Consider the following 24,625-nt stretch of genomic DNA (forward strand, 5'->3'; position numbering starts at 1 on the left):
AACACTTGCTCAACCCTCGCCATGTGGGACAAACCTCTTGTGAGTGACGGATTATTGGCATGGCGAAGAGCGAAGCAGTGAAAGACCCCGCCGTAAAAGGCAAACTCAAGCTGATCCTGCTGCTGGTGCTGGCATTGCTGCTGGCCATCGGCTTGTCGGTGGGCGCCACCTGGTTCTTCCTGCAAAGGGGCGACAGCAAACCTCAGGTCGACCCGGCAACCGTCAGCAACGTCAGGCCTGCGGCCATCTACGAGCCGCTGGCGCCAGCCTTCGTCGTCAACTTCAACCAGAACGGTCGTCAGCGCTACATGCAGGTGAGCATCACCATGCAGGGGCGCGACCAGGCTGCGCTGGATGCGCTGAAAGTGCACATGCCGGTGATCCGCAACAACCTGGTGATGCTCTTCTCCGGCCAGCCGTTCGACTCCCTGGCGACCCCGGTCGGCCAGGAGATGCTGCGCCAGAAGGCCACCGCCAGCGTGCAGGAAGTGGCCCAGAAAGAAGTCGGCAAGCTGGTGATCGACCAGTTGCTGTTCACCAATTTCGTATTGCAGTAGGAGCCCAAGATGGCCATGCAGGACCTGCTGTCCCAGGATGAGATCGATGCCCTGCTGCACGGCGTCGACGACGGGCTGGTGCAAACCGATAGCGGCGCCGACCCCGGCAGCATCAAGAGCTACGACCTGACCAGCCAGGACCGGATCGTGCGCGGGCGCATGCCGACCCTGGAAATGATCAACGAACGTTTCGCCCGCTATACCCGCGTGAGCATGTTCAACCTGCTGCGCCGCTCGGCGGATGTGGCAGTGGGGGGCGTGCAGGTGATGAAGTTCGGTGAGTACGTGCACTCGCTGTACGTGCCCACCAGCCTCAACCTGGTGAAGATCAAGCCGTTGCGCGGCACCTCGCTGTTCATCCTCGATGCCAAGCTGGTGTTCAAGCTGGTGGACAATTTCTTCGGCGGTGACGGTCGTCACGCCAAGATCGAGGGTCGCGAGTTCACGCCCACCGAATTGCGCGTGGTGCGCATGGTGCTGGACCAGTGCTTCGTCGACCTCAAGGAAGCCTGGCAGGCGATCATGCCGGTCAACTTCGAGTACATCAACTCGGAGGTCAACCCGGCCATGGCCAACATCGTCGGCCCGAGCGAGGCGGTGGTGGTGTCCACCTTCCACATCGAACTCGATGGCGGTGGCGGCGACCTGCACGTGACCATGCCCTACTCGATGATCGAGCCGGTGCGCGAAATGCTCGACGCGGGCTTCCAGTCCGACCTGGACGACCAGGACGAACGCTGGATCAAGGCCCTGCGCGAAGACGTGCTGGACGTCAGCGTGCCGATCAGCGCCACCGTGGCACGCCGCGAGCTGCGCCTGCGCGACATCCTGCACATGCAGCCGGGTGATGTGATCCCGGTCGAACTGCCGGACGAGCTGGTACTGCGCGCCAATGGCGTACCGTCGTTCAAGGCCAAGTTGGGCTCGCACAAGGGCACGCTGGCATTGCAAGTAACCGAGCCGATCGAGCGCCGCTGATCGGTACCCTGGCTTTAACTCCGAATTGATTGCCCCGTCGAGGACAAGATGGCTGACGAAAACGATATCACCTCCATGGAAGACCAGGCCCTGGCCGATGAGTGGGCAGCAGCCCTGAGCGAGACCGGCGACGCCGGCCAGTCCGACATCGACGCGCTGTTGGCGGCTGACGGCGGCAGCAGTGCCGGCTCGCCCAACCGCCTGCCGATGGAAGAATTCGGCAGCTCGCCCAAGGGCAACGATGCAGTGACCCTGGACGGCCCGAACCTGGACGTGATCCTGGATATTCCGGTGAGCATCTCGATGGAAGTGGGCAGCACCGAAATCAACATCCGCAACCTGCTGCAACTGAACCAGGGTTCGGTGATCGAGCTGGACCGCCTGGCCGGCGAGCCGCTGGACGTGCTGGTCAACGGCACCCTGATCGCGCACGGCGAAGTGGTGGTGGTGAACGAGAAGTTCGGCATCCGCCTGACCGACGTGATCAGCCCGAGCGAACGCATCAAGAAGCTGCGCTGAGTGAAGCGTCTTCTGCAAGCGGGGCTGACCGGGGTCGGCCTGCTCTGGCTCGACCTGGCACTGGCGGCACAGCCCGCGGCCACGACAGCCGCGGCGACCACGGCAGCAGCCGGCAGTGCCAGCGGGCAGTTGGGCCGTCTGGTGCTGGGGCTGCTGCTGGTGCTGGGCCTGATCTTCTTTCTCGCCTGGCTGCTGCGCCGGGTGCAGAACGTGACGCCGCGTGGCCAGCAGGTCATCGAGATCGTCGGCACGCGCGTGGTCGGCCCGCGTGATCGGCTGCTGCTGGTGCAGGTGGGCAACGAACAGATACTGATCGGTCATACGCCGGGCAGCCTTACCGCATTGCATGTGCTGGCCGAGCCGGTGCAGGTACCGGCCAGCGCCCGCCAGGCTACGCCCGAATTCGCCCAGCGCCTGATGGAGCTGCTGGGCAAGGATCAAAAGGACAAGTCGTGATGGGCGCATTGCGCATGCTGTTGACCCTGCTGCTGATGTTCGCAGCGCCGCTGGCCCTGGCCGCCGACCCGCTGTCGATTCCGGCGATCACCCTGTCCAACGGGGCGGATGGGCAGCAGGAGTACTCGGTCAGCCTGCAGATCCTGCTGATCATGACGGCGCTGAGCTTCATTCCGGCGTTCGTGATCCTGATGACCAGCTTCACCCGGATCATCATCGTGTTCTCGATCCTGCGCCAGGCCCTGGGCCTGCAGCAGACGCCGTCGAACCAGATCCTCACCGGCATGGCGCTGTTCCTGACCCTGTTCATCATGGCGCCGGTATTCGACCGGGTGAACAAGGATGCCCTGCAGCCGTACCTGGCCGAGACCCTGTCGGCCCAGGACGCGGTGGCCAAGGCCCAGGTGCCCCTCAAGGACTTCATGCTGGCGCAGACCCGCGAGAGCGATCTCGACCTGTTCATGCGCCTGTCCAAGCGTACCGATATCGCCACGCCGGACGAGGCGCCGTTGACCATTCTGGTACCGGCCTTCGTCACCTCCGAACTCAAGACCGCGTTCCAGATCGGCTTCATGATCTTCATCCCGTTCCTGATCATCGACCTGGTGGTGGCCAGTGTGCTGATGGCCATGGGTATGATGATGCTGTCGCCGCTGATCATCTCCCTGCCGTTCAAGATCATGCTGTTCGTGCTGGTGGATGGCTGGGCGTTGATCATGGGCACCCTGGCCGGCAGTTTCGGTGGCGTCTAGCGCGCCGAGGAGAACAACATGACCCCAGAAGTTGCTGTCGACCTGTTCCGCGATGCGCTGTGGCTGACCACCATGATCGTGGCTGTGCTGGTGGTGCCGAGCCTGCTGGTGGGCCTGATGGTGGCCATGTTCCAGGCCGCCACCCAGATCAACGAACAGACCCTGAGCTTCCTGCCGCGCCTGCTGGTGATGCTGATCACGCTGATCGTGGCCGGGCCCTGGCTGGTGCAGAAGTTCATGGAATACATCCTGTCGTTGTACGGCAGCATTCCCCAGTTGATCGGCTGAGCGCGCGATGCTCCAGTTGACCGATGCGCAGATCGCCACCTGGGTGGCGAGCTTCATCCTGCCGCTGTTTCGCATTGCCGCCGTGCTGATGACCATGCCCATCATCGGGACCAAGATGGTGCCGGGGCGCATCCGCCTGTACCTGGCCCTGGCGATCACCGTGGTGGTGGTGCCGGGCCTGCCGCCGATGCCCGAAGTCAATCCGCTGTCGCTCAGCGGGCTGCTGCTGATTGCCGAGCAGATCCTCATCGGTGCGGTATTCGGCCTGTCGCTGCAGCTGTTCTTCCAGATATTCGTGGTGGCCGGGCAGGTGGTGGCCATCCAGATGGGCATGGCCTTCGCCTCCATGGTCGACCCGGTCAACGGCGTCAACGTGGCGGTGGTCAGCCAGTTCCTGAGCATGCTGGTGACGCTGCTGTTCCTGTCGATGAACGGGCACCTGGTGGTGTTCGAGGTGATCACCGAGAGCTTCACCACCTTGCCGGTGGGCACCGGCCTGATGGTCAACCACTACTGGGACCTGGTCGGGCGGCTGAGCTGGGTGCTGGGCGCGGCGCTGCTGCTGGTGCTGCCGGCGATCACCGCGCTGCTGGTGGTGAACATCGCCTTCGGCGTGATGACCCGTGCAGCGCCGCAGCTGAACATCTTCTCCATCGGTTTCCCGTTGACCCTGGTGCTGGGGCTCGGGATTTTCTGGGTTGTCCTGGCCGACATCCTTTCCCATTACCAGGCGCTGGCCTCCGAGGCCCTGCAGTGGCTGCGTGAGCTGGCGAGGGCGAGCTGAGCATGGCAGAGAGCGAAAGCGGTCAGGACAAGACAGAAGACCCCACGGAGAAAAAGAAGAAGGACGCCCGCGAGAAGGGCGAGATCGCCCGTTCCAAGGAGCTCAACACGGTGGTGGTGACCCTGGCCGGGGCCGGTGGCCTGCTGGTGTTCGGTGGTGGCCTGGCCGAAGTGCTGATGGACATCATGCGCATCAACTTCACCCTGTCGCGCGACACGCTGATCGACGAGCGCTCGATGGGCACCTTCTTGCTGGCCTCGGGCAAGATGGCCCTGATGGCGCTGCAGCCGGTATTGCTGGTGGCGCTGATCGTGGCTTTCATCGGGCCGATCTCGCTGGGTGGCTGGCTGTTTGCCGGCGGCACCCTGGCGCCCAAGTTCAGCCGCATGAACCCGCTGTCGGGGATCAAGCGCATGTTTTCCCTGAACGCACTGACCGAGCTGCTCAAGGCCCTGGCGAAGTTCTTCGTGATCCTGATCGTGGCGCTGGTGGTGTTGTCGTCGGACCGTGACGACCTGCTGGCCATTGCCAACGAGCCGCTGGAGCAGGCGATCATCCACAGCGTGCAGGTGGTGGGCTGGAGTGCCCTGTGGATGGCCGCCGGCCTGTTGCTGATTGCCCTGGTGGACGTGCCGTTGCAGCTGTACCAGTCGCACAAGAAGCTGCTGATGACCAAGCAGGAGGTGCGCGACGAGTACAAGAACAGCGAGGGCAAGCCGGAGGTCAAGCAGCGTATTCGCCAGTTGCAGCGCGAGATGTCGCAGCGGCGCATGATGGCGGCGATCCCCGATGCCGACGTGATCATCACCAACCCGACCCACTATGCGGTGGCGCTCAAGTACGACCCCGAGAAGGGCAATGCGCCGACGCTGCTGGCCAAGGGCACCGATTTCCTGGCGCTGAAGATTCGCGAAATCGCCAATGCCCACAACATCCAGGTGCTGGAATCGCCGGAGCTGGCGCGTTCGATCTTCTACTCCACCGAGCTCGAGGAAGAGATCCCGGCCGGCCTCTACCTGGCCGTGGCCCAGGTGCTGGCCTACGTGTACCAGATTCGCCAGCACCGGGCGGGCAAGGGCAAGGCGCCGGAGCCGCTCAAGGATCTGCCGATTCCGCCGGAGCTGCGCCGCGATTCCTGAACCGTTTGAGCTCTTCCCGTCGGCGCCGAGGTGCCGCCCCCTTCGCTGCAGGAGCCGGCAGTGTCGGCGAAGGTCGCGTCACTGATCCAAAGTTGGAAAGCTTCTTGCAATAGCAGCGCCAAGCGCCCGCATGGCGTCAAAAGTTTGCTTGAAGAGGAATATCGGTGGATCGCTCTCAGTTAATCAACAGCGCCCGTAGCAACCTGTCCGGGCTCGGCCGGGGCAACCTGGGGGTGCCGCTGTTGCTGCTGGTGATGTTGGCAATGATGATGTTGCCGATCCCGCCGTTCCTGCTCGACGTGTTCTTCACCTTCAACATCGCCCTGTCCATCGTCGTGCTGCTGGTGTGCGTGTACGCCTTGCGCCCGCTGGATTTCGCCGTGTTTCCGACCATCCTGCTGGTGGCCACGCTGCTGCGCCTGGCGCTGAACGTGGCGTCCACGCGGGTGGTGATGCTCCACGGCCACGACGGCCACGAAGCCGCGGGCAAGGTGATCCAGGCCTTCGGCGAGGTGGTGATCGGCGGCAACTACGTGGTCGGTATCGTGGTGTTCGCGATCCTCATGATCATCAACTTCGTGGTGGTGACCAAGGGTGCGGGGCGCATTTCCGAGGTGAGCGCGCGCTTCACCCTCGACGCCATGCCTGGCAAGCAGATGGCCATCGACGCCGACCTCAACGCCGGCCTGATCGACCAGGCCCAGGCCAAGGCACGGCGTACCGAAGTGGCCCAGGAGGCCGAGTTCTACGGTTCGATGGACGGTGCCAGCAAGTTCGTGCGCGGTGACGCCATCGCCGGCCTGCTGATCCTGTTCATCAACCTGATCGGCGGCATGGCCGTGGGTATCTTCCAGCACGGCATGACCTTCGGCGACGCCGGTCGCGTGTATGCGCTGCTCACCATCGGTGACGGTTTGGTGGCGCAGCTGCCTTCGCTGCTGCTGTCCACCGCCGCCGCGATCATGGTTACCCGTGCCTCGGGCTCCGAGGAAATGGGCAAGCAGATCAACCGGCAGATGTTCGATTCGCCCAAGGCGCTGGCCGTGTCCGGCGGCCTGATGATCGTCATGGGGCTGGTGCCGGGCATGCCGCACGTGGCATTCCTCAGCCTCGGCCTGATGGCCGCGGGCGGCGCCTACCTGGTGTGGCGCAAGCAGAACCAGGCCAAGGTCAAGGCACAGCAGGAAGTGCAGCGCCAGCAGGACCTGCTGCCGTCGCCGCAGCGTGCTCAGGAAACCAAGGAGCTGGGCTGGGACGACGTTACCCCGATCGACATGATCGGCCTGGAAGTCGGCTACCGGCTGATCCCGCTGGTGGACCGCAACCAGGGTGGGCAGTTGCTGGCGCGGATCAAGGGGGTACGCAAGAAGCTGTCCCAGGACCTGGGCTTCCTGATGCCCACCGTGCACATCCGCGACAACCTCGACCTGGCCCCCAGCGCCTACCGCCTGACGCTGATGGGGGTGATCCTGGCCGAGGCCGAGATCTACCCCGACCGCGAACTGGCGATCAACCCGGGGCAGGTGTTCGGCAACCTCAACGGCATCGCCGCCAGGGACCCGGCCTTCGGCCTGGAGGCAGTGTGGATCGATGTGGCCCAGCGCAGCCAGGCGCAATCGCTGGGCTACACCGTGGTGGACGCGAGCACCGTGGTCGCCACCCACCTCAACCAGATCCTCTACAAGCATTGCCACGAGCTGATCGGTCACGAAGAGGTACAGCAACTGCTGCAGGTCCTGGCCAAGGGCTCGCCCAAGCTGGCCGAGGAACTGGTGCCGGGGGTGCTGCCGCTGTCCGGTCTGCTCAAGGTGCTGCAGGCGTTGCTGGCCGAGCAGGTGCCGGTGCGCGACATCCGCACCATTGCCGAAGCCATCGCCAACAATGCCGCCAAGAGTCAAGATACCGCCGCGCTGGTGGCTTCGGTGCGCGTAGGATTGAGCCGCGCAATCGTGCAAAGCATTGTAGGAACTGAGTCCGAGCTGCCTGTGATCACGCTTGAGCCAAGGTTGGAACAGATTTTGCTCAATAGTTTGCAAAGGGCCGGGCAGGGTCAGGAAGATGGTGTTCTTCTTGAGCCGAGCATGGCCGAAAAGCTTCAGCGTTCGTTGATCGAGGCCGCCCAGCGTCAGGAGATGCAAGGGCAACCTGCAATCCTGCTGGTCGCAGGACCCGTTCGACAGATGCTGTCGCGTTTTGGCCGCCTGGCTGTACCGAATTTGCATGTTTTGGCGTATCAGGAAATACCTGACAACAAGCAAGTTACCATCGTTGCCACAGTAGGCCCCAACGGCTGAGGTAGTGGGATATGCAAGTTAAGCGTTTTTTCGCCGCTGATATGCGTCAGGCCATGAAGCTGGTTCGTGATGAGCTGGGGGCAGAGGCCGCCATCATCGGCAACCGACGGATTGCTGGCGGTGTCGAGCTGACGGCGGCGCTGGACTACAAGCTGTCCGCGCTTGCGCCGCGGGTGCCGAACGTCGAGCTCGAGGACGAACTGCGCAAGACCCAGTCGCGCATCGTCACCGCGCAGGCCGAGCTCAGCAGCCGGGTCGAAGGCGAGGAGGGCAACCGCCAGTTGTTCGCCGGCCTGCCGCTGACCGCCTCCGAGCCGCTGGTAGAGCCGCAGGTCGAGGCCCCCGTGCGGCCTCAGGCAGCGGCCCCGGCGCCGGTCGATCAGCGTCTGTTCGATTCCATGCGCTCGGAGCTCTCGGGCCTGCGCGAGCTGCTCGAAGTGCAGCTCGGCTCGCTGGCCTGGACCCAGCTGCAGGGCAGCAAGCCGCACCAGGCCAACCTCTGGCGCCGTCTGCAGCGCATCGGCATCGCCGGGCCGCTGGCCCGCGAGGTGCTGGACATCACTGCCGACATCGAAGAGCCCCGCCAGGCCTGGCGCATGCTGCTGGCGCACCTGGCCCGCATGATCCAGGTGCCGGAAATCGAGCCGATCGAAGAGGGCGGCGTGATCGCCATGGTCGGCCCGGCCGGCATGGGCAAGACCACCACCCTGGCCAAGCTGGCGGCGCGCTATGTGCTCAAGTACGGCGCGCAGAACATCGCGCTGGTGAGCATGGACAGCTTTCGCATCGGCGCCCAGGAACAACTCAAGACCCTGGGGCGCATCCTGAATGTGTCGGTGACCCACGTCGACCCCGGCCAGTCGCTGGCCCAGGCCCTGGACCCTCTGCTGCGCAAGCGCGTGGTGCTGATCGATACCGCCGGCCTGCAGGCCAGCGACCCGGCACTGCGCATGCAGCTCGAAACCCTGGCCGGGCGCGGCATCCAGGCCAAGAATTACCTGGTGCTGGCCACCACCAGCCAGAAGCAGGTGCTGACCGCTGCCTACCACAGCTACAAGCGCTGCGGGCTGGCCGGTTGCATCCTGACCAAGCTCGACGAAACGGCGTGCCTGGGCGAGGTGCTGAGCCTGGCCATCACGCATGAGTTGCCGGTGGCCTATCTGACCGATGGGCCGCGCATTCCGGACGATCTGCACTTGCCGCGCCGGCACCATCTGGTCAGTCGCGCGGTCAGTGTACAAATGCAGGACGATCCCAGCGAAGAGGCCATGGCCGACATGTTCGCCGATCTGTACCACAGCGACGGCAAGCGTGTCGGCTGAGGTAAATGTGTATACGTTGCAAAGTACCTACATCAATGGTCTGCCAGGCATTTTTCAGGTGTTGAAAGCGCAGCCAGTCATGTGGCCTCGGTCTAAGTAAGACAAGGTAAAGAACAAACATGGGCAGCATGCATCCCGTACAGGTGATCGCCGTGACAGGCGGCAAAGGTGGCGTCGGCAAGACCAACGTGTCAGTGAACTTGTCATTGGCGCTGGCTGAGCTTGGCCGTCGGGTCATGCTGCTGGACGCCGACCTGGGCCTGGCCAACGTCGACGTCTTGCTCGGCCTGACCCCCAAACGCACACTGGCCGATGTCATCGAGGGCCGCTGCGAGCTGCGCGACGTGCTGCTGCCGGGGCCTGGCGGGGTACGCATCGTGCCTGCGGCCTCCGGCACCCAGAGCATGGTGCACCTGGCGCCGGCCCAGCATGCCGGGCTGATCCAGGCGTTCAGCGAGATCGGCGACAACCTCGACGTGCTGGTCATCGACACCGCGGCCGGCATCGGCGATTCGGTCGTCAGCTTCGTGCGCGCGGCCCAGGAAGTGCTGCTGGTGGTGTGCGACGAGCCCACGTCCATCACTGACGCCTATGCCCTGATCAAGCTGCTGAACCGCGATTACGGCATGAACCGTTTCCGGGTGCTGGCCAACATGGCACAAAGCCCTCAGGAAGGTCGCAATCTGTTCGCCAAATTGACCAAGGTCACGGATCGCTTCCTGGATGTCGCCTTACAATACGTCGGTGCTGTGCCCTACGACGAATGTGTCCGCAAGGCAGTGCAGAAGCAGCGAGCAGTCTACGAAGCCTTTCCGCGTTCCAAGTGCGCGCTGGCCTTCAAGGCCATTGCTCAGAAGGTCGATAGCTGGCCGTTGCCTGCCAACCCGCGTGGTCATCTGGAGTTCTTCGTCGAACGGCTGGTGCAACCGACCAGTGCGGGACCAGTGCTATGAGTGCAAGCGGCTATCGGATGTACAGCAAGGCTTCGCGTGATGCCCAGTACGAGCTGATCGAGCGGTACGCACCCTTGGTCAAGCGCATTGCCTATCACCTGCTGGCGCGTCTGCCAGCCAGTGTGCAGGTGGAAGACCTGATCCAGGCCGGCATGATCGGCCTGCTCGAGGTCTCCAACAAGTACGACTCCAGCAAGGGTGCCAGTTTCGAGACCTATGCCGGTATCCGCATCCGTGGGGCCATGCTCGACGAGGTGCGCAAGGGGGATTGGGCGCCGCGTTCGGTACACCGCAATACCCGCATGGTGAGTGACGCGATTCGTGCAATTGAAGCAAAAACCGGTCGTGATGCTAAAGATCACGAGGTTGCTGCCGAACTTCAATTGAGTCTCGATGATTATTACGGGATTTTGAACGATACCTTGGGCAGTCGCCTGTTCAGTTTCGACGACCTGTTGCAGGACGGCGAACATGAAGGCCTGCACGAGGACGGCGCCAGTGCCCAGCTCGAGCCATCGCGCGATCTGGAAGACGAGCGCTTTCAGGCAGCCCTGGCGGATGCAATCGCCAACCTGCCCGAGCGCGAGCGCCTGGTGCTGGCGCTGTACTACGACGAAGAGCTGAACCTCAAGGAAATCGGCGAGGTGCTGGGGGTCAGCGAGTCGCGTGTCAGCCAGTTGCACAGCCAGTGCGCCGCACGCTTGCGCGGTCGCCTGGGGGAATGGCGGGCGCGTTGAGCAGCCGTTCCATACAGTCGTGAAATGTAGTGCCCGAATTGATTGAATGCGCGTTCAGCGCTGAGCGCGTTAAAGACTGCTTGGAGGTCTAATTGAACAAAGACATGAAAATCCTCATCGTCGACGATTTTTCGACGATGCGGCGGATCATCAAGAACCTGTTGCGTGACCTGGGCTTTACCAATACCCAGGAAGCCGACGACGGCAACACCGCGTTGCCGATGCTCGAAAGCGGTCACTTCGATTTCCTGGTGACCGACTGGAACATGCCCGGCATGTCCGGTATCGACCTGCTGCGCAAGGTACGTCTGGATGAACGCCTCAAGCACCTGCCGGTGCTGATGGTGACGGCCGAAGCCAAACGCGAACAGATCATCGAAGCCGCCCAGGCGGGCGTCAACGGCTATGTGGTCAAACCGTTCACCGCCCAGGTGCTGAAAGAAAAGATCGAAAAGATCTTCGAGCGCGTCAATAGCTGAGGTACGCCACGGGGGCGCTTATGGAGCAAAAAAGATCATCTTTGGACGACTTCGAGTCGACTCTGAAGAAACATGCCCAGGAGCTGGTCAGCAGCCTTGAAAAAGGCAGGTTCGGCGACGCGGTGCAACTGATCCATCAGCTGAACCAGACCCGTGACCTTGGCCTGTACCAGGAAGTCGGCAAGCTTACCCGCGAGCTGCACAGTGCGATCGTCAGTTTCCAGATCGATCCGCACATGCCGCAGGCCGAGGAAGTCTCGCAGATTACCGACGCCACCGAACGCCTGTCGTATGTGGTCAAGCTGACCGAGGGCGCTGCCAACCGCACCATGGACCTGGTGGAGGCAAGCACGCCGGTACTCAATGACCTCAGTGCCGAGGCGGCCAGCCTGAGTGGCGACTGGCAGCGCTTCATGCGCCGCGAAGTCGAGGCTCCGGAGTTTCGCGAGCTGGTCAAGCGCGTCGACAGTTTCCTGACGCACAGCGCCGAGGGCAACCGCAAGGTCGCCGGCCATCTCAACGACATTCTTCTGGCTCAGGACTACCAAGACCTGACCGGCCAGGTGATCAAGCGCGTCACGGCACTGGTCACCGAAGTAGAAAGCAATCTTCTGAAGCTCGTGTTGATGGCGAGTCAGGTCGACCGGTTCGCCGGCATCGAGCATGACCACGACCAGCTGCGTGCCGAAAAAGATCAAGAAAAACATCCGACTCGGGGTGAAGGACCACAGATTCATGCCGATAAACGTGAAGACGTTGTGTCCGGTCAGGACGATGTCGACGATCTGCTGTCCAGCCTGGGTTTTTAGGGAGCACGTTTAATGAGCTTCGGCGCCGATGAAGAAATCCTCCAGGATTTTCTGGTAGAAGCCGGCGAAATTCTTGAGCAACTGTCCGAGCAACTGGTCGAGCTGGAAAGCCGCCCGGATGATGCCGACCTGCTCAATGCAATTTTTCGCGGTTTTCACACTGTAAAAGGGGGCGCCGGCTTCCTCCAGCTCAATGAGCTGGTGGAGTGCTGCCACATCGCCGAAAACGTCTTCGACATCCTGCGCAAGGGTGAACGACGTGTGGACGCCGAACTGATGGACGTGGTCCTGGAAGCCCTGGACACCGTCAACAGCATGTTCGGCCAGGTGCGCGAGCGCACCGACATCACCGCAGCCACTCCGGAACTGCTGGCCGCCCTGGCGCGCCTGGCCGAACCTGCCAGTGCCGAAGCGGCGGCGCCTGCGCCGGTGGCGGCGGTTGCCGAGCCGGAGCCTGAGGCCGAGGCGAGCGGGGGTGATATCACCGACAGCGAGTTCGAGCAGTTGCTCGACTCGCTCAATGCCGCCAAGGCCCAGGCCGAGGCGCCCGAGCCGGTGGCCGTGGACGCTGCCAGCGATGAAATCACCGACGCCGAGTTCGAGTCGTTGCTGGACCAGTTGCATGGCAAGGGCCAGTTCGCCCCCGACAGCGTGGCGGCGGCATCTGCTGCTGCACCTGGCGCGGACGCGGCGCCCAGCGGTGATATTACCGACGATGAATTCGAAGCACTGCTGGACCAGTTGCACGGCAAGGGCACCTTTGCCGCCGATGCACTGCCCGGCGCTGTAGCGGCCGCCGCACCGGCCGCTGCCGCACCCGCAGCGGCGGGTGACCATATTTCCGAACACGAATTCGAGGCCCTGCTCGACGAGTTGCACGGCAAGGGCAAGTTCGCGCCCGACGCCGTCAGCGGCGCTGGCGCTGCCAACGCGCCTGCTGCTGCGGCGACGGTTGCGGCCAAGCCGGCGGCCAAGCCCGCAGCGGCACCGGCACCGGCACCGGCCAAGGCACCCGCCCCCGCGCCAGCCCGTCAAGCGGCTCCCGCTGCCGACAAGCATCCGGCCAGCGAGGCCGAGACCACCGTGCGGGTCGACACCGCGCGCCTGGACGAGATCATGAACATGGTCGGCGAACTGGTGCTGGTGCGTAACCGCCTGGTGCGCCTGGGCCTGAACAGCGGCGATGAAGCCATGTCCAAGGCCGTTTCGAACCTGGACGTGGTGACCGCCGACCTGCAGACCGCGGTGATGAAGACCCGCATGCAGCCGATCAAGAAGGTCTTCGGGCGCTTCCCGCGTCTGGTTCGCGACCTGGCCCGCCAGCTCAAGAAAGAGATCAACCTGGAGCTGGTCGGCGAAGAGACCGACCTGGACAAGAACCTCGTCGAGGCCCTGGCCGACCCGCTGGTGCACTTGGTGCGCAACGCTGTCGACCATGGCGTGGAAACCCCGGAAGAGCGCGAAGCCGCCGGCAAGTCGCGCAATGGCAAGGTGATCCTCGCTGCCGAACAGGAAGGCGACCACATCCTGCTGTCGATCTCCGATGACGGCAAGGGCATGGATGCCAATGTCCTGCGCGCCATTGCGGTCAAGCGCGGGGTGATGGACAAGGACGCCGCCGATCGCCTCAGCGAAAGCGACTGCTACAACCTGATCTTCGCCCCGGGCTTCTCGACCAAGACCGAGATCTCCGACGTGTCCGGTCGCGGCGTGGGCATGGACGTGGTCAAGACCAAGATTTCCCAGCTCAACGGCTCGATCAACATCTACTCGACCAAGGGCCAGGGCTCGAAGATCGTCATCAAGGTGCCGCTGACCCTGGCGATCATGCCGACCCTGATGGTGATGCTCGGCAACCAGGCCTTCGCCTTCCCGCTGGTGAACGTCAACGAGATTTTCCACCTGGACCTGTCGCGCACCAACGTGGTCGACGGCCAGGAAGTGGTGATCGTGCGTGACAAGGCCTTGCCGCTGTTCTACCTCAAGCGCTGGCTGGTCAGCTCGGCAGCCCACGAGGAGCAGCGTGAAGGCCACGTGGTGATCCTGTCGGTGGGTACCCAGCGCATCGGCTTCGTGGTCGACCAGCTGGTGGGCCAGGAAGAGGTGGTCATCAAGCCGTTGGGCAAGATGCTGCAGGGCACCCCGGGCATGTCGGGCGCCACCATTACCGGTGACGGGCGCATTGCGCTGATCCTCGACGTGCCGAGCATGCTCAAGCGTTACGCCGCTCGGCGTATCTGATCCCGGTGGCGTGGCCAGGTGGCCGCGCCCCGTAATGGAGTGTTTATGGTAGTCAAGGTCCTGGTGGTGGATGATTCCGGTTTTTTCCGCCGCCGTGTCTCGGAAATTCTTTCAGCGGACCCGACTATCCAGGTGGTCGGTACCGCGACCAACGGCAAGGAAGCGATCGATCAGGCGCTGTCGCTCAAGCCCGACGTCATCACCATGGACTATGAAATGCCCATGATGGATGGCATCACCGCCGTGCGTCATATCATGCAGCGCTGCCCCACGCCTGTACTGATGTTCTCCTCGCTCACCCACGAAGGCGCCCGCGTCACCCTCGACGCACTGGACGCCGGTGCGGTGGACTACCTGCCGAAGAACTTCGAGGACATCTCGCGCAACCCCGAGAAGGTCAAGCAGATGCTGTGCGAAAAGGTGCATACCATTTCGCGCAGCAACCGCCGTTTCAGCAGCTATGCCAGCCCGGCACCGGCCGCAGCGCCTGCACCGTCGCACAGCGCCGGCAGCAGCGTCCCGGCAGCGTCCATGCGCGCCGCCCCGGTTGCCCCGCAAGCCCCTGCGCGGGCCGCTGCACCCAGCTCGCCGGCGCCCAAGCGCAAGGCCTACAAGCTGCTGGCCATCGGTACCTCCACCGGTGGTCCGGTGGCGCTGCAGCGCGTGCTGACCCAGCTGCCGGCCAACTTCCCGGCGCCGATCGTGCTGATCCAGCACATGCCGGCGGCCTTCACCAAGGCCTTCGCCGAGCGCCTGGACAAGCTGTGCCGCATCAGCGTCAAGGAAGCCGAGGACGGCGACGTGCTGCGCCCCGGCCTGGCCCTGCTGGCACCGGGCGGCAAGCAGATGATGGTCGACGGGCGCGGCACGGTGAAGATCCTGCCGGGTGACGAACGCCTCAACTACAAGCCCTGCGTGGACATCACCTTCGGTTCGGCGGCCAAGTCGTATGGCGACAAGGTGCTGGCCGTGGTGCTGACCGGCATGGGCGCCGATGGCCGCGAAGGCGCGCGCCTGCTCAAGCAGGGCGGCAGCCAGGTGTGGGCCCAGGACGAAGCCAGCTGCGTGATCTATGGCATGCCCATGGCCATTGCCAAGGCCAACCTGGCCGATGCGGTGTACGGCCTGGACGAGATCGGCCGGCACCTGGTAGAGGCGTGCATCTGATGGACGTGTTGAGCCTTATCGGGATCATCCTGGCGTTCGTCGCCATCGTTGGCGGCAACTACCTCGAAGGCGGCCATCTGTCGGCCCTGATCAACGGCCCGGCGGCGCTGATCGTGATCGGCGGGACGCTGGCGGCCTCGCTGCTGCAGGCCCCCATGAGCGCGTTCAAGCGCGCCCTGCAGATCGTGCGCTGGATCCTCTTCCCGCCGCGGGTCGACCTGGCCGGTGGTATCGACCGGGTGGTCAACTGGAGCCTCACCGCACGCAAGGAAGGCCTGCTGGGCCTTGAGGGCGTGGCCGATGCCGAGCCCGACCCGTATGCCCGCAAGGGCCTGCAGCTGCTGGTCGACGGCGCCGAGCCCGAAGCCATCCGCAGCATTCTCGAGGTGGATTTCTACACCCAGGAAAGCCGCGACATCCAGGCTGCCAAGGTGTTCGAGAGCATGGGCGGCTATGCGCCGACCATCGGCATCATCGGCGCGGTGATGGGCCTGATCCACGTGATGGGCAACCTGGCCGACCCGACCCAGCTGGGCAGCGGTATCGCCGTGGCGTTCGTGGCCACCATCTACGGCGTGGCCAGTGCCAACCTGATCCTGTTGCCGATCGCCAACAAGCTCAAGGCCCTGGCCATGCGCCAGTCGCGCTATCGCGAAATGCTCCTGGAAGGCTTGCTGTCGATTGCCGAAGGCGAGAACCCACGTTCAATCGAACTGAAGCTTCAGGGCTTCATGGAGTAAGCCATGGCCCGTCGTCGTCAACCCGAGGAACATGAAAACCACGAACGCTGGCTGGTGTCGTATGCCGACTTCATCACCTTGCTGTTCGCCTTCTTCGTGGTCATGTATTCGATTTCCTCGATCAACGAGGGCAAGTACAAGGTCATCTCGCAGGCGCTGATCGGCGTGTTCAACGATCCCGAGCGCAGCATGAAGCCGATTCCGATAGGCGACGAGCGCCCCCTCAGCGTCAAGCCGGCCGAACCGCTGATCAAGGACAGCGAGCAGGTCGATGCGGGCCTGGGGCAAAGCTCCAGCGACCCGCTGCAGACCATCGCCGACGATGTGCGCGATGCCTTTGGCGACCTGATCAAGTCCGACCAGATGACCGTGCGCGGCAACGAACTGTGGATCGAGATCGAGCTCAATTCCTCCCTGTTGTTCGGCAGTGGCGATGCCATGCCCAGCGACAAGGCGTTCGACATCATCGACAAGGTGGCGCACATCATCAAGCCGTTCGCCAACCCGGTGCACGTCGAAGGTTTCACCGATGACCAGCCGATCCGCACGGCGCAGTACCCGACCAACTGGGAGCTGTCGTCGGCACGGGCGGCGAGCATCGTGCGCCTGCTGGCGATGGAAGGGGTCAACCCGGCACGCATGGCTTCTGTGGGCTACGGCGAGTTCCAGCCCATCGCCAGCAATGCCAGCCCTGAAGGGCGCGCGCAGAACCGCAGGGTGGTGCTGGTGATCTCGCGCAATCTGGAGGTGCGCCGCAGCCTGACCGGTACCGGCAGCGCCAATGCCACACCCGATGCGGCGCTCAAGCGTGCTGGCACACAAACTGCACCGCCAGCCGTAGCACCGACGGCCGGGCGCAATCCCGTCAATTCCCCGTCGTCGACCCTTTAATCGATCCCGGCAGGGTCCGACCCGACCGGGAGGAAGCAGCGCAATGAGAGTCTGGGCAGTAGCCAATCAAAAAGGTGGTGTCGGCAAGACCACCACATCCATCGCCCTGGCCGGCCTGCTGGCCGAGGCGGGCAAGCGTGTGGTCGTGGTCGACCTCGACCCGCACGGGTCCATGACCAGCTACTTCGGTCACAACCCGGACACCCTCGAGCACAGCAGCTACGACCTGTTCCTGCACAAGGGCACGGTGCCCGAAGGGCTGCCGGGCCAGCTGTTGCTGCCCACCAGCGACGAGCGCATCTCGCTGCTGCCTTCGAGCACCGCCCTGGCGGTGCTCGAGCGTCAGTCCCCGGGCCAGAGTGGCCTGGGCCTGGTGATCGCCAAGAGTCTGGCGCAGCTGTGGCAGGATTTCGACTACGCGATCATCGACAGCCCGCCGTTGCTGGGCGTTCTGATGGTCAATGCGCTGGCTGCCAGCCAGCAACTGGTGATCCCGGTGCAGACCGAATACCTGGCGGTGAAAGGCCTCGAGCGCATGGTCAGCACGCTGAGCATGGTCAATCGCTCGCGCAAGCAGGCCTTGCCGTACCACATCGTGCCGACCCTGTTCGACCGCCGCACCCAGGCCTCGATGGGCACCCTGCGGGTGCTGCGCGACGCTTATCCCGACACCATCTGGCAGGGCTACATTCCGGTCGATACGCGCCTGCGCGACGCCAGCCGTGCCGGGCTCACGCCGTCGCAGTTCGATGGCAGGAGCCGTGGTGTGATTGCCTACCGGGCATTGCTCAAGCATCTGCTGGCGCAGAATGCCGTTGCGCAGGTGGCCTGATGAACAGCCCGCAGCAGGTCACCATAAAGCCTCAACTGGCCTTGCAGTCGTACCTGGACGGCCTGTTGCAGGAGGCCACCGAAGAGCTGCAGCCATTGCCCCTGGCGGTGGCCGAACGCGTCACAGTGGCCCCGGCCCCGGTGGTCGTCACGGCGCCTGAAGCGATCGACGAGTTCCAGGCCGCCGTGCTCGAAGAACAGGCCCGTGACGCCCGGCTCAAGACCGCAGCGCCGGCATTCGCCGAGCCTACGCGGCTGGTCATGCCGGTGATGGCGCCACCGGTGGTGGCCAAGGTGGTGGAGGCGGCCCCGGTGGTCGCCCCGGTCATCGCCGACGTGCCGACCCCGGTCGAGCCGCTGGTGCAGGTGCACCTGCCCGCAGCACCGGACCAGCCGGTGCCGCCGTTGACGGGCGACGGTCGCCCGGCCTGGGCCGCCGAGCCGTTCGAATGCCTGCTGTTCGACGTGGCCGGGCTGACCCTGGCGGTGCCGCTGGTGTGCCTGGGCTCGATCTACTCGCTGGCCGGCCAGGAGCTCACGCCGCTGTTCGGCCAGCCCGAGTGGTTCCTGGGCATCCTGCCCAGCCAGGCGGGCAACCTGAAGGTGCTCGACACGGCGCGCTGGGTCATGCCCGACCGCTACCGCGACGACTTCCGCCAGGGGCTGCAATACGTTATTTCGGTACAGGGCTACGAGTGGGGGCTGGCGGTGCATCAGGTCAGCCGCTCGCTGCGCCTGGACCCGAGCGAGATCAAGTGGCGCAGCCAGCGTGGGCAGCGTCCGTGGCTTGCCGGTACCGTCATCGAACACATGTGCGCGCTGCTGGATGTCGCTGAGCTGGCCGAGCTGATCGCCAGCGGCGCCGTCAAGCAGATGCACGGTACGCATAAATAATCGGTCGCAACTGCCGCGACCGCACTGAGTACACCGCCGAGAACGGCTTTTGAGGGTTAGGGGAATGAAAAACATGACTGCGCAGGGTTCCGACGATCCGATTCTGCAGTGGGTAACGTTCAAGCTGGACAACGAGTCCTACGGCATCAACGTGATGCAGGTCCAGGAAGTGCTGCGCTACACCGAAATCGCTCCGGTGCCGGGCGCGCCGAGCTATGTGCTGGGCATCATCAACCTGCGCGGCAATGTGGTGACCGTGATCGACACGCGTCAGCGCTTCGGCCTGATGTCTGCCGAAATCTCCGACAACAGCCGTATCGTGATCATCGAGGCGGACAAGCAGGTGGTCGGCATCCTGGTCGATAGCGTGGCCGAGGTCGTGTACCTGCGTCAGTCGGAGATCGAGACCGCGCCGAATGTCGGCAACGAGGAATCGGCCAAGTTCATCCAGGGCGTGTGCAACAAGAACAACGAACTGCTGATCCTGGTCGAGCTGGACAAGATGATGACCGAGGAAGAGTGGTCCGAGCTGGAGAATATCTGAGTTGATTCTCGAGGGTGCTGTCATATTTCTGGCGCTGGTCTGGATCCTCAGCCTGTGGCTGTTCTACGGCTACAGCAAGCGCCAGCGCGAGCTGGCCTCGCAGCAGGCTCAGGGCGATGCGCTGCGTGACCAGCGCATCAAGGACCTGGCCAAGCGTGTGGACGATTACCAGAACGGTACGGTGCGCATGGGCGACGCATTGCACGAGCTGCGCGCCGTGGTGGCGCCGTTGCCGGACAAGCTGATGCAACTGGAGCAGCGCGACCCCAACAGCCTGTCGTTCGCCCAGGCGGCGCGGCTGGTGGGCATGGGCGCCAGCGTCGACGAGCTGACCCAGTCCTGCGGCCTGACCCAGGCCGAAGCCGAGCTGATGAGCAAACTGCACCGCAGCTGATGCAAGGCACCCGGCCTGCGCGGCGTCAGTCCGGCGCAGGCAGGCTGTACAGGTTCGGGGTAATGTCGCGCTCCTGCGGGGCGTTGTCCACGAACCCCTCCGGCACCTGGCCCTTGAGCTGCCAGGCGAAGGCGATGATTTCGGCGATGGTCAGGTACAGCGCCTCCGGGATCTGATCGCCCAGCTCCATGCGCGCCAGCAGGCGTACCAACTCGGCATTTTCGTAGATCGGCACTTCGTGTTCGCGGGCAATGGCCAGGATCGCCTCGGCCAGCTCGTCGTCGCCCTTGGCGCTCAAGGTCGGGGCCTGCTGGCCGTCGTAGGTCAGGGCAATGGCCTGACGTGGCGGGGTCTGGCTCATGCGTTTTCATCCACCCAGCGTTGTTCCAGATGCGTACGCGGCCCCTGTGGCGGCGTACCGTGATGGCACAGCAGTTCACCGACGTTGAGCCCGCGCTCCACCAACCGCGCGCGCAGCTTGCCGAGCTGGCTGTCGATCAGTTGCGCGGTGCTCGGCAGCTCCGCCCACAGCTGGCTGGACAGGTTGCCCTGGCTGATCTGCGCCTGCACCTGCAAGGGCCCCAGCGGGCTGAGGTCGAATGCCAGCTCCACGCGCCAGAGCATCTCCAGCGGGTCGCGCTGTTCGCGTTCCGGGTCGGCCTGCTGCTCGGGGGTTTCCTCGCGCTGCAGCTTCACTTGCAGCGGCATGAACTCCTGACCGTTGCGCACCGGTATCTCCAGTTGCCAGGTGGTCTGCAGGTTGCCGTCGGCGGTGGTGCGGGTTTGCTCCAGGCCAGCGAGCTGGTGGCTCTGCAGGCGTGAAATGGCTGCCGCTGCCAGGCGCAGCAGGTGTTCCAGGTCGCCTTCCTCGTCGCCACTTTGCAGCAGCCGCGAGGGCAGCGGAAAGCTTCCCGGGGCCGGGCGCGGGCTTACCTGGCCGAGCATGCCCAGGGCGTTGCGCACCATGCCCGGCAGCACCTGGGCCAGGGTGCTGGCGGCCACGGCCGGGTTGAACTGGGTGCTGCCGGGGAGGCCGGGCAGCAACTGCGCCACCAGCCGGATCACCTGGGCCTTGAGGTCGGGGGCGAGGGCGGCGGGGGCGCCAGCCAGCAGCTTGGCTTCCAGAAACGCGCCGCTGTTGTTCAGGGCCTGGGCCAGGCCCTTGGCCGTGCCGAGCTGTTCCATGTCCGGCAGGCTGGCCAGCAGGGTGCTCACGCTGGCCCGCACATCGGCCGGCAGGCGCTGCTCGGCGCTCATCTGTTGCAGGCTGGCGAGCAGGCCCGGCAGCGAGGCCTGGCGGCTCAGCTGCGCGCTCAGGTGCTGGGTGATCGCCAGTTGTTCCTGGCGCCCGCTCAGGGGCACGAAGCTGATCGACTGTTCACTCTGTACCCGTGCGCTGAGCAGGCTGCCCAGCGCCAGTGGCCGAGGGCTGTCGATGTTCAGGGTGGCGCCGGCCTGGGCGGTGTTGAGCAGGGTCACCAACGAGCGGAACAAGGCCGGCTGCCCGGCGGCCTGGGGCAGCGCCTGGGTGGTCAGTACCTTGCCCTGCAGCAGGGTGCCCGACGGCAACTGGCGGGTGTCGAGCTGGGTGAGGGTGGCCACGCTGCGCGCGATGGCCTGCTGCACGGTGATGCTCAGGTTGCCGGCATTGGGCTGGCTGACCGTCAGCTCGCTGCCCTGGGGCAGGGGCTGGTTGGCGCTGGTCTGTACGGTGGTCTGGCGCCCGTTGGTCTGGGTCAGTTGCAGCAGCAGCTGGAAGTCCTGACCGACCTGGCGCAACGACAGTACCTGCGCCTGCGCGGTCTCGCCCGGGGCGAGCAGGGCAGGCTGGGGTTGCAGCAGCTTGAGCAGTTCGCCGGTCATCGCCGCGCTGCGCGCCTGGGGGTTGGCCAGGGCCTGCGGGCCAAGGCTGTTGATTTCGCCTGTCATCACGTTGCAACCTGTGGAAATAGCCCTCTTTGCAGTAGGACATGCCATGTATAATGCCGCCCGTTCCTGGCGGGTGCGCACGTCCTGTGGCGTGCCCGATGCGACCGGCCATGCCGTACAGCTGTTGCTCAGTATAACGGCCAGGCCCGGACCGACTTGAGACCGAACCATAAGGCGAACCTGTGACCCCTCGACTCGAAGCTGTGGGCCTGGCCTGCGAGCGCGACTGGCGAATGCTTTTCGAACACCTCGAACTGCAGCTGGCGGCCGGTGACATGCTGCAGATCAGCGGCCCCAATGGCAGCGGCAAGACCAGCCTGCTGCGCCTGCTCAGCGGGTTGATGCGGCCCACCGGCGGTGAAATCCGCCTGGACGGCAAGCCCTTGGCCGAGCAGGGCAGCGAACTGGCCAGGATGCTGCTGTGGATCGGTCATGCGGCCGGCATCAAGGACCTGCTCACCGCCGAGGAAAACCTGGCCTGGCTGTGCGCCCTGCATCAGCCTGCCAGCCGCGAGGCGATCTGGCAGGCACTGGCGGCCGTGGGCCTGCGCGGCTTCGAAGATGTTGCCTGCCATACCCTGTCGGCCGGCCAGCAGCGCCGCGTGGCGCTGGCGCGGCTGTACCTGGACAGCCCGCCGCTGTGGATTCTCGACGAACCCTTCACCGCCCTCGACAAGCAGGGCGTGGCCCAGCTCGAAGCGCACCTGGCGGCGCATTGCGAGCGCGGCGGCATGGTCGTGCTGACCACCCACCACACGCTGGCGCAGACGCCGTCCGGCTACCGAGAACTGAACCTGGGGCAGTACGCGGCATGAGTGTGTTCGTTCATTTGCTGCGCCGAGAAGCGCAGGTGCTGTGCCGCCGGCCGGCCGAGCTTGCCAACCCATTGGTGTTCTTCGCGATCGTGATCGCGTTGTTCCCGTTGGCGGTCGGGCCGGAGACGCAATTGTTGCAAAACTTGTCCCCTGGGTTAGTCTGGGTGGCCGCCCTTTTATCCGTTCTGCTCTCGCTGGACGGGCTGTTTCGCAGTGATTTCGAGGACGGATCCCTCGAGCAGTGGGTCCTTTCGCCGCACCCCCTGGCGCTTCTGGTATTGGCAAAGGTGCTGGCACACTGGGTCTTTTCCGGTCTGGCACTGGTATTGTTGTCGCCGCTGCTGGCACTGATGCTCGGTTTGCCGGTGCAATGCCTGCCGGTACTGCTGGCCTCGCTGCTGCTCGGTACCCCGGTACTGAGCCTGCTGGGTGCAGTGGGCGCAGCCTTGACCGTGGGTTTGAAGCGCGGTGGCCTGCTGCTGGCACTGCTTATTTTGCCGTTATATATCCCGGTGTTGATCCTGGGCAGTGGCGCCTTGCAGGCGGCACTGCAAGCTATGCCGGCGACCGGTTACCTGCTCTGGCTTGGCAGCCTGACCGCCCTTGCAGTAACCCTGGCACCCTTTGCAATAGCGGCTGGCCTGAAGATCAGCGTCGGCGAATAATGAGGTCTGGGCCCCGCCCAGCAAAGACCCTGGATGTACCGTGATGAAAAGCAGCGCAATAAGCTGGACGTGGTTTCACAAGCTGGGTTCACCCAAATGGTTCTATGCCATCAGCGGCCGCATGCTGCCGTGGCTGAGCATCGCCGCCATCCTGCTGATCGGCGTGGGCGTGGTCTGGGGCCTGGCCTTCGCCCCGCAGGACTACCAGCAGGGCAACAGTTTCCGAATCATCTACATCCACGTGCCGGCGGCCATGCTGGCGCAGTCGTGCTACGTGATGCTGGCGGTGGCCGGCGTGGTCGGCCTGGTCTGGAAGATGAAGATCGCCGACGTGGCACTGCAATGCGCCGCGCCCATCGGCGCCTGGATGACCGTGGTGGCCCTGAGCACCGGTGCCATCTGGGGCAAGCCGACCTGGGGCAGCTGGTGGGTTTGGGATGCACGACTAACGTCGATGCTGATCCTGCTGTTTCTGTACTTCGGTCTGATTGCCCTGGGCCAGGCGATCAGCAATCGTGAGAGCGCGGCCAAGGCCTGCGCGGTACTGGCGATTGTCGGCGTGATCAACATTCCGATCATCAAGTACTCGGTGGAGTGGTGGAACACCCTGCACCAGGGCGCCACCTTCACCCTCACCGAAAAGCCGGCGATGCCTGCCGAGATGTGGCTGCCGCTGCTGCTGACCGTGCTGGGGTTCTATTGCTTCTTCGGGGCGGTGCTGCTGTTGCGCATGCGCCTTGAAGTGCTGCGGCGCGAGGCACGCGCCAGTTGGGTCAAGGATGAAGTGTTGGGCCACCTGGGGCGGGAGACCGCACGATGAGTTTTGCCAGCTTCAATGATTTCCTCGCCATGGGCCATCACGGCCTCTATGTCTGGTCGGCCTATGGCATCTGCCTGCTGGTGCTGGCCATCAATGTCGCCGCGCCCGTACTGAGCAAGCGCCGGTATCTGCAAGAAGAAGCGCGCCGCCTGCGCCGGGAGAAGTCCAAGTGAATCCGCAACGCAAGAAGCGTCTGTTCATCATCCTCGGCCTGCTGGTGGGTGTCGGCGTCGCCGTCGGCCTGGCCCTGAGCGCGCTGCAGCAGAACATCAACCTGTTCTATACCCCTACCCAGATCGCCAACGGCGAAGCCCCGCTCGATACCCGCATCCGGGCCGGCGGCATGGTCGAGGCCGGTTCCCTGCAACGCTCCGGCGACTCGCTGGACGTGCGTTTCGTGGTCACCGACTTCAACAAGTCGGTGCCCATCACCTACCGCGGCATCCTGCCCGACCTGTTCCGTGAAGGGCAGGGCATCGTCGCCCTGGGCAAGCTCAACGCCGAGGGCGTGGTGGTGGCCGACGAGGTGCTGGCCAAGCACGACGAAAAATACATGCCGCCCGAGGTCACCAAGGCCCTGAAGGAAAGCGGCCAGGTGTCCACCGACGGCGGAGCCAAGCCATGAAT

The 24,625-nt window shown here is 64.4% G+C and carries 29 protein-coding genes; 27 read left to right on the plus strand and 2 right to left on the minus strand.

From position 1 onward, the window contains the following. Nucleotides 1-59 precede the first annotated feature (59 nt). From fliL to DN388_RS22020, 22 genes are all read left to right on the plus strand, one after another. The gene (gene fliL / locus DN388_RS21915; RefSeq protein ID WP_054915630.1) at nt 60-557 is read left to right on the plus strand and encodes a flagellar basal body-associated protein FliL; all 498 of its coding nucleotides are present in this window, start codon (nt 60-62) and stop codon (nt 555-557) included. Between the two features lie 9 nt (nt 558-566). Beyond that, nucleotides 567-1,535 carry a flagellar motor switch protein FliM gene (fliM, locus tag DN388_RS21920; protein ID WP_043861814.1) on the plus strand — a complete coding sequence of 323 codons (969 nt, stop codon included), beginning with the start codon at nt 567-569 and terminating at the stop codon, nt 1,533-1,535. Between the two features lie 48 nt (nt 1,536-1,583). Then, nucleotides 1,584-2,054, plus strand: coding sequence for a flagellar motor switch protein FliN (fliN, locus tag DN388_RS21925; protein ID WP_043861815.1), 471 nt, complete (start codon nt 1,584-1,586; stop codon nt 2,052-2,054). 54 nt (nt 2,055-2,108) lie between these two features. Next, a complete protein-coding gene (fliO, locus tag DN388_RS21930; protein WP_229590456.1) occupies nt 2,109-2,510 on the plus strand; it encodes a flagellar biosynthetic protein FliO in 402 nt (133 codons plus the stop codon). Then, nucleotides 2,510-3,262, plus strand: a complete 753-nt coding sequence (fliP, locus tag DN388_RS21935) for a flagellar type III secretion system pore protein FliP (protein WP_054915628.1) — start codon at nt 2,510-2,512, stop codon at nt 3,260-3,262. Before fliO ends, fliP begins: the two co-directional genes overlap by 1 nt. Nucleotides 3,263-3,280: 18 nt before the next feature. After that, nucleotides 3,281-3,550 (plus strand): flagellar biosynthesis protein FliQ, encoded by a 270-nt coding sequence (gene fliQ / locus DN388_RS21940; protein WP_043861818.1) that lies wholly within the window; start codon nt 3,281-3,283, stop codon nt 3,548-3,550. A 7-nt stretch (nt 3,551-3,557) separates the two neighbouring features. Continuing rightward, nucleotides 3,558-4,334 (plus strand): flagellar biosynthetic protein FliR, encoded by a 777-nt coding sequence (fliR, locus tag DN388_RS21945; RefSeq protein WP_054915627.1) that lies wholly within the window; start codon nt 3,558-3,560, stop codon nt 4,332-4,334. 2 nt (nt 4,335-4,336) lie between these two features. Continuing rightward, nucleotides 4,337-5,473: a flagellar biosynthesis protein FlhB gene (gene flhB / locus DN388_RS21950; RefSeq protein WP_104572217.1), complete on the plus strand. Its 1,137-nt coding sequence runs from the start codon at nt 4,337-4,339 to the stop codon at nt 5,471-5,473. A gap of 164 nt (nt 5,474-5,637) precedes the next feature. Then, nucleotides 5,638-7,767 (plus strand): flagellar biosynthesis protein FlhA, encoded by a 2,130-nt coding sequence (gene flhA / locus DN388_RS21955; RefSeq protein WP_043861821.1) that lies wholly within the window; start codon nt 5,638-5,640, stop codon nt 7,765-7,767. Nucleotides 7,768-7,778: 11 nt separating this feature from the next. Further along, nucleotides 7,779-9,089: a flagellar biosynthesis protein FlhF gene (gene flhF, locus DN388_RS21960; RefSeq protein ID WP_043861822.1), complete on the plus strand. Its 1,311-nt coding sequence runs from the start codon at nt 7,779-7,781 to the stop codon at nt 9,087-9,089. Between the two features lie 119 nt (nt 9,090-9,208). After that, nucleotides 9,209-10,042 (plus strand): flagellar synthesis regulator FleN, encoded by an 834-nt coding sequence (fleN, locus tag DN388_RS21965; protein ID WP_054915624.1) that lies wholly within the window; start codon nt 9,209-9,211, stop codon nt 10,040-10,042. Then, entirely contained in the window at nt 10,039-10,779 is a 741-nt protein-coding gene (gene fliA / locus DN388_RS21970) for an RNA polymerase sigma factor FliA (RefSeq protein ID WP_043861824.1), read from the plus strand. Before fleN ends, fliA begins: the two co-directional genes overlap by 4 nt. A gap of 104 nt (nt 10,780-10,883) precedes the next feature. Then, on the plus strand, nt 10,884-11,258 hold the full coding sequence (locus tag DN388_RS21975; protein ID WP_043861825.1) for a chemotaxis response regulator CheY: 375 nt from the start codon (nt 10,884-10,886) through the stop codon (nt 11,256-11,258). A 20-nt stretch (nt 11,259-11,278) separates the two neighbouring features. Further along, a complete protein-coding gene (locus tag DN388_RS21980; protein ID WP_043861826.1) occupies nt 11,279-12,067 on the plus strand; it encodes a protein phosphatase CheZ in 789 nt (262 codons plus the stop codon). 12 nt (nt 12,068-12,079) lie between these two features. Further along, nucleotides 12,080-14,308 (plus strand): chemotaxis protein CheA, encoded by a 2,229-nt coding sequence (locus tag DN388_RS21985; protein ID WP_210014308.1) that lies wholly within the window; start codon nt 12,080-12,082, stop codon nt 14,306-14,308. Nucleotides 14,309-14,353: 45 nt separating this feature from the next. Next, the gene (locus tag DN388_RS21990; RefSeq protein ID WP_054915622.1) at nt 14,354-15,475 is read left to right on the plus strand and encodes a chemotaxis response regulator protein-glutamate methylesterase; all 1,122 of its coding nucleotides are present in this window, start codon (nt 14,354-14,356) and stop codon (nt 15,473-15,475) included. Continuing rightward, entirely contained in the window at nt 15,475-16,215 is a 741-nt protein-coding gene (locus DN388_RS21995; protein ID WP_043861829.1) for a flagellar motor protein, read from the plus strand. The genes DN388_RS21990 and DN388_RS21995 overlap by 1 nt, the downstream gene beginning before the upstream one ends. A gap of 3 nt (nt 16,216-16,218) precedes the next feature. Next, nucleotides 16,219-17,106 (plus strand): flagellar motor protein MotD, encoded by an 888-nt coding sequence (motD, locus tag DN388_RS22000; RefSeq protein ID WP_043861830.1) that lies wholly within the window; start codon nt 16,219-16,221, stop codon nt 17,104-17,106. A gap of 43 nt (nt 17,107-17,149) precedes the next feature. Further along, nucleotides 17,150-17,938: a ParA family protein gene (locus DN388_RS22005; RefSeq protein WP_078480275.1), complete on the plus strand. Its 789-nt coding sequence runs from the start codon at nt 17,150-17,152 to the stop codon at nt 17,936-17,938. Further along, nucleotides 17,938-18,831, plus strand: coding sequence for a CheW domain-containing protein (locus DN388_RS22010; protein ID WP_255002080.1), 894 nt, complete (start codon nt 17,938-17,940; stop codon nt 18,829-18,831). Before DN388_RS22005 ends, DN388_RS22010 begins: the two co-directional genes overlap by 1 nt. A 64-nt stretch (nt 18,832-18,895) precedes the next feature. Continuing rightward, nucleotides 18,896-19,375 (plus strand): chemotaxis protein CheW, encoded by a 480-nt coding sequence (locus DN388_RS22015; protein WP_043861833.1) that lies wholly within the window; start codon nt 18,896-18,898, stop codon nt 19,373-19,375. A 1-nt stretch (nt 19,376) separates the two neighbouring features. Then, nucleotides 19,377-19,769, plus strand: a complete 393-nt coding sequence (locus DN388_RS22020; protein WP_043861834.1) for a DUF2802 domain-containing protein — start codon at nt 19,377-19,379, stop codon at nt 19,767-19,769. Nucleotides 19,770-19,794: 25 nt separating this feature from the next. On the opposite strand, the gene DN388_RS22025 is transcribed toward DN388_RS22020, so the two are convergent. Then, entirely contained in the window at nt 19,795-20,130 is a 336-nt protein-coding gene (locus tag DN388_RS22025) for an EscU/YscU/HrcU family type III secretion system export apparatus switch protein (protein WP_043861835.1), read from the minus strand. Beyond that, nucleotides 20,127-21,698: a flagellar hook-length control protein FliK gene (locus DN388_RS22030; protein WP_255002081.1), complete on the minus strand. Its 1,572-nt coding sequence runs from the start codon at nt 21,696-21,698 to the stop codon at nt 20,127-20,129. Before DN388_RS22030 ends, DN388_RS22025 begins: the two co-directional genes overlap by 4 nt. 182 nt (nt 21,699-21,880) lie before the next feature. Between DN388_RS22030 and ccmA the strand changes: the two genes are divergently transcribed. Genes ccmA through ccmE form a run of 5 tightly spaced genes read left to right on the plus strand, consistent with a single transcriptional unit; the run spans nt 21,881 to nt 24,623 of the window. After that, a complete protein-coding gene (gene ccmA, locus DN388_RS22035; protein WP_255002082.1) occupies nt 21,881-22,513 on the plus strand; it encodes a cytochrome c biogenesis heme-transporting ATPase CcmA in 633 nt (210 codons plus the stop codon). Further along, nucleotides 22,510-23,178, plus strand: coding sequence for a heme exporter protein CcmB (ccmB, locus tag DN388_RS22040; protein WP_255002083.1), 669 nt, complete (start codon nt 22,510-22,512; stop codon nt 23,176-23,178). Before ccmA ends, ccmB begins: the two co-directional genes overlap by 4 nt. A 43-nt stretch (nt 23,179-23,221) precedes the next feature. Then, nucleotides 23,222-23,998, plus strand: a complete 777-nt coding sequence (locus DN388_RS22045; RefSeq protein WP_100634347.1) for a heme ABC transporter permease — start codon at nt 23,222-23,224, stop codon at nt 23,996-23,998. After that, nucleotides 23,995-24,171 (plus strand): heme exporter protein CcmD, encoded by a 177-nt coding sequence (ccmD, locus tag DN388_RS22050; protein WP_043861840.1) that lies wholly within the window; start codon nt 23,995-23,997, stop codon nt 24,169-24,171. Before DN388_RS22045 ends, ccmD begins: the two co-directional genes overlap by 4 nt. Beyond that, nucleotides 24,168-24,623, plus strand: a complete 456-nt coding sequence (ccmE, locus tag DN388_RS22055) for a cytochrome c maturation protein CcmE (RefSeq protein WP_058542048.1) — start codon at nt 24,168-24,170, stop codon at nt 24,621-24,623. The genes ccmD and ccmE overlap by 4 nt, the downstream gene beginning before the upstream one ends. Nucleotides 24,624-24,625 lie beyond the last annotated feature (2 nt).

It is taken from the genome of Pseudomonas sp. S12(2018), from assembly GCF_024355235.1.
In the GTDB taxonomy this organism is placed as follows: Bacteria; Pseudomonadota; Gammaproteobacteria; order Pseudomonadales; family Pseudomonadaceae; genus Aquipseudomonas; species Aquipseudomonas palmensis.

Coding starts and splice junctions, on each gene's coding strand:
- fliL (WP_054915630.1), top strand. CDS start 60: ATGGCGAAGAGCGAAGCAGTGAAAGACCCCGCCGTAAAAGGCAAACTC.
- fliM (WP_043861814.1), top strand. CDS start 567: ATGGCCATGCAGGACCTGCTGTCCCAGGATGAGATCGATGCCCTGCTG.
- fliN (WP_043861815.1), top strand. CDS start 1,584: ATGGCTGACGAAAACGATATCACCTCCATGGAAGACCAGGCCCTGGCC.
- fliP (WP_054915628.1), top strand. CDS start 2,510: ATGGGCGCATTGCGCATGCTGTTGACCCTGCTGCTGATGTTCGCAGCG.
- fliQ (WP_043861818.1), top strand. CDS start 3,281: ATGACCCCAGAAGTTGCTGTCGACCTGTTCCGCGATGCGCTGTGGCTG.
- fliR (WP_054915627.1), top strand. CDS start 3,558: ATGCTCCAGTTGACCGATGCGCAGATCGCCACCTGGGTGGCGAGCTTC.
- flhB (WP_104572217.1), top strand. CDS start 4,337: ATGGCAGAGAGCGAAAGCGGTCAGGACAAGACAGAAGACCCCACGGAG.
- flhF (WP_043861822.1), top strand. CDS start 7,779: ATGCAAGTTAAGCGTTTTTTCGCCGCTGATATGCGTCAGGCCATGAAG.
- fleN (WP_054915624.1), top strand. CDS start 9,209: ATGGGCAGCATGCATCCCGTACAGGTGATCGCCGTGACAGGCGGCAAA.
- fliA (WP_043861824.1), top strand. CDS start 10,039: ATGAGTGCAAGCGGCTATCGGATGTACAGCAAGGCTTCGCGTGATGCC.
- DN388_RS21975 (WP_043861825.1), top strand. CDS start 10,884: ATGAAAATCCTCATCGTCGACGATTTTTCGACGATGCGGCGGATCATC.
- DN388_RS21980 (WP_043861826.1), top strand. CDS start 11,279: ATGGAGCAAAAAAGATCATCTTTGGACGACTTCGAGTCGACTCTGAAG.
- DN388_RS21985 (WP_210014308.1), top strand. CDS start 12,080: ATGAGCTTCGGCGCCGATGAAGAAATCCTCCAGGATTTTCTGGTAGAA.
- DN388_RS21990 (WP_054915622.1), top strand. CDS start 14,354: ATGGTAGTCAAGGTCCTGGTGGTGGATGATTCCGGTTTTTTCCGCCGC.
- DN388_RS21995 (WP_043861829.1), top strand. CDS start 15,475: ATGGACGTGTTGAGCCTTATCGGGATCATCCTGGCGTTCGTCGCCATC.
- motD (WP_043861830.1), top strand. CDS start 16,219: ATGGCCCGTCGTCGTCAACCCGAGGAACATGAAAACCACGAACGCTGG.
- DN388_RS22005 (WP_078480275.1), top strand. CDS start 17,150: ATGAGAGTCTGGGCAGTAGCCAATCAAAAAGGTGGTGTCGGCAAGACC.
- DN388_RS22010 (WP_255002080.1), top strand. CDS start 17,938: ATGAACAGCCCGCAGCAGGTCACCATAAAGCCTCAACTGGCCTTGCAG.
- DN388_RS22015 (WP_043861833.1), top strand. CDS start 18,896: ATGAAAAACATGACTGCGCAGGGTTCCGACGATCCGATTCTGCAGTGG.
- DN388_RS22025 (WP_043861835.1), bottom strand. CDS start 20,130: ATGAGCCAGACCCCGCCACGTCAGGCCATTGCCCTGACCTACGACGGC.
- DN388_RS22030 (WP_255002081.1), bottom strand. CDS start 21,698: ATGACAGGCGAAATCAACAGCCTTGGCCCGCAGGCCCTGGCCAACCCC.
- ccmB (WP_255002083.1), top strand. CDS start 22,510: ATGAGTGTGTTCGTTCATTTGCTGCGCCGAGAAGCGCAGGTGCTGTGC.
- DN388_RS22045 (WP_100634347.1), top strand. CDS start 23,222: ATGAAAAGCAGCGCAATAAGCTGGACGTGGTTTCACAAGCTGGGTTCA.
- ccmD (WP_043861840.1), top strand. CDS start 23,995: ATGAGTTTTGCCAGCTTCAATGATTTCCTCGCCATGGGCCATCACGGC.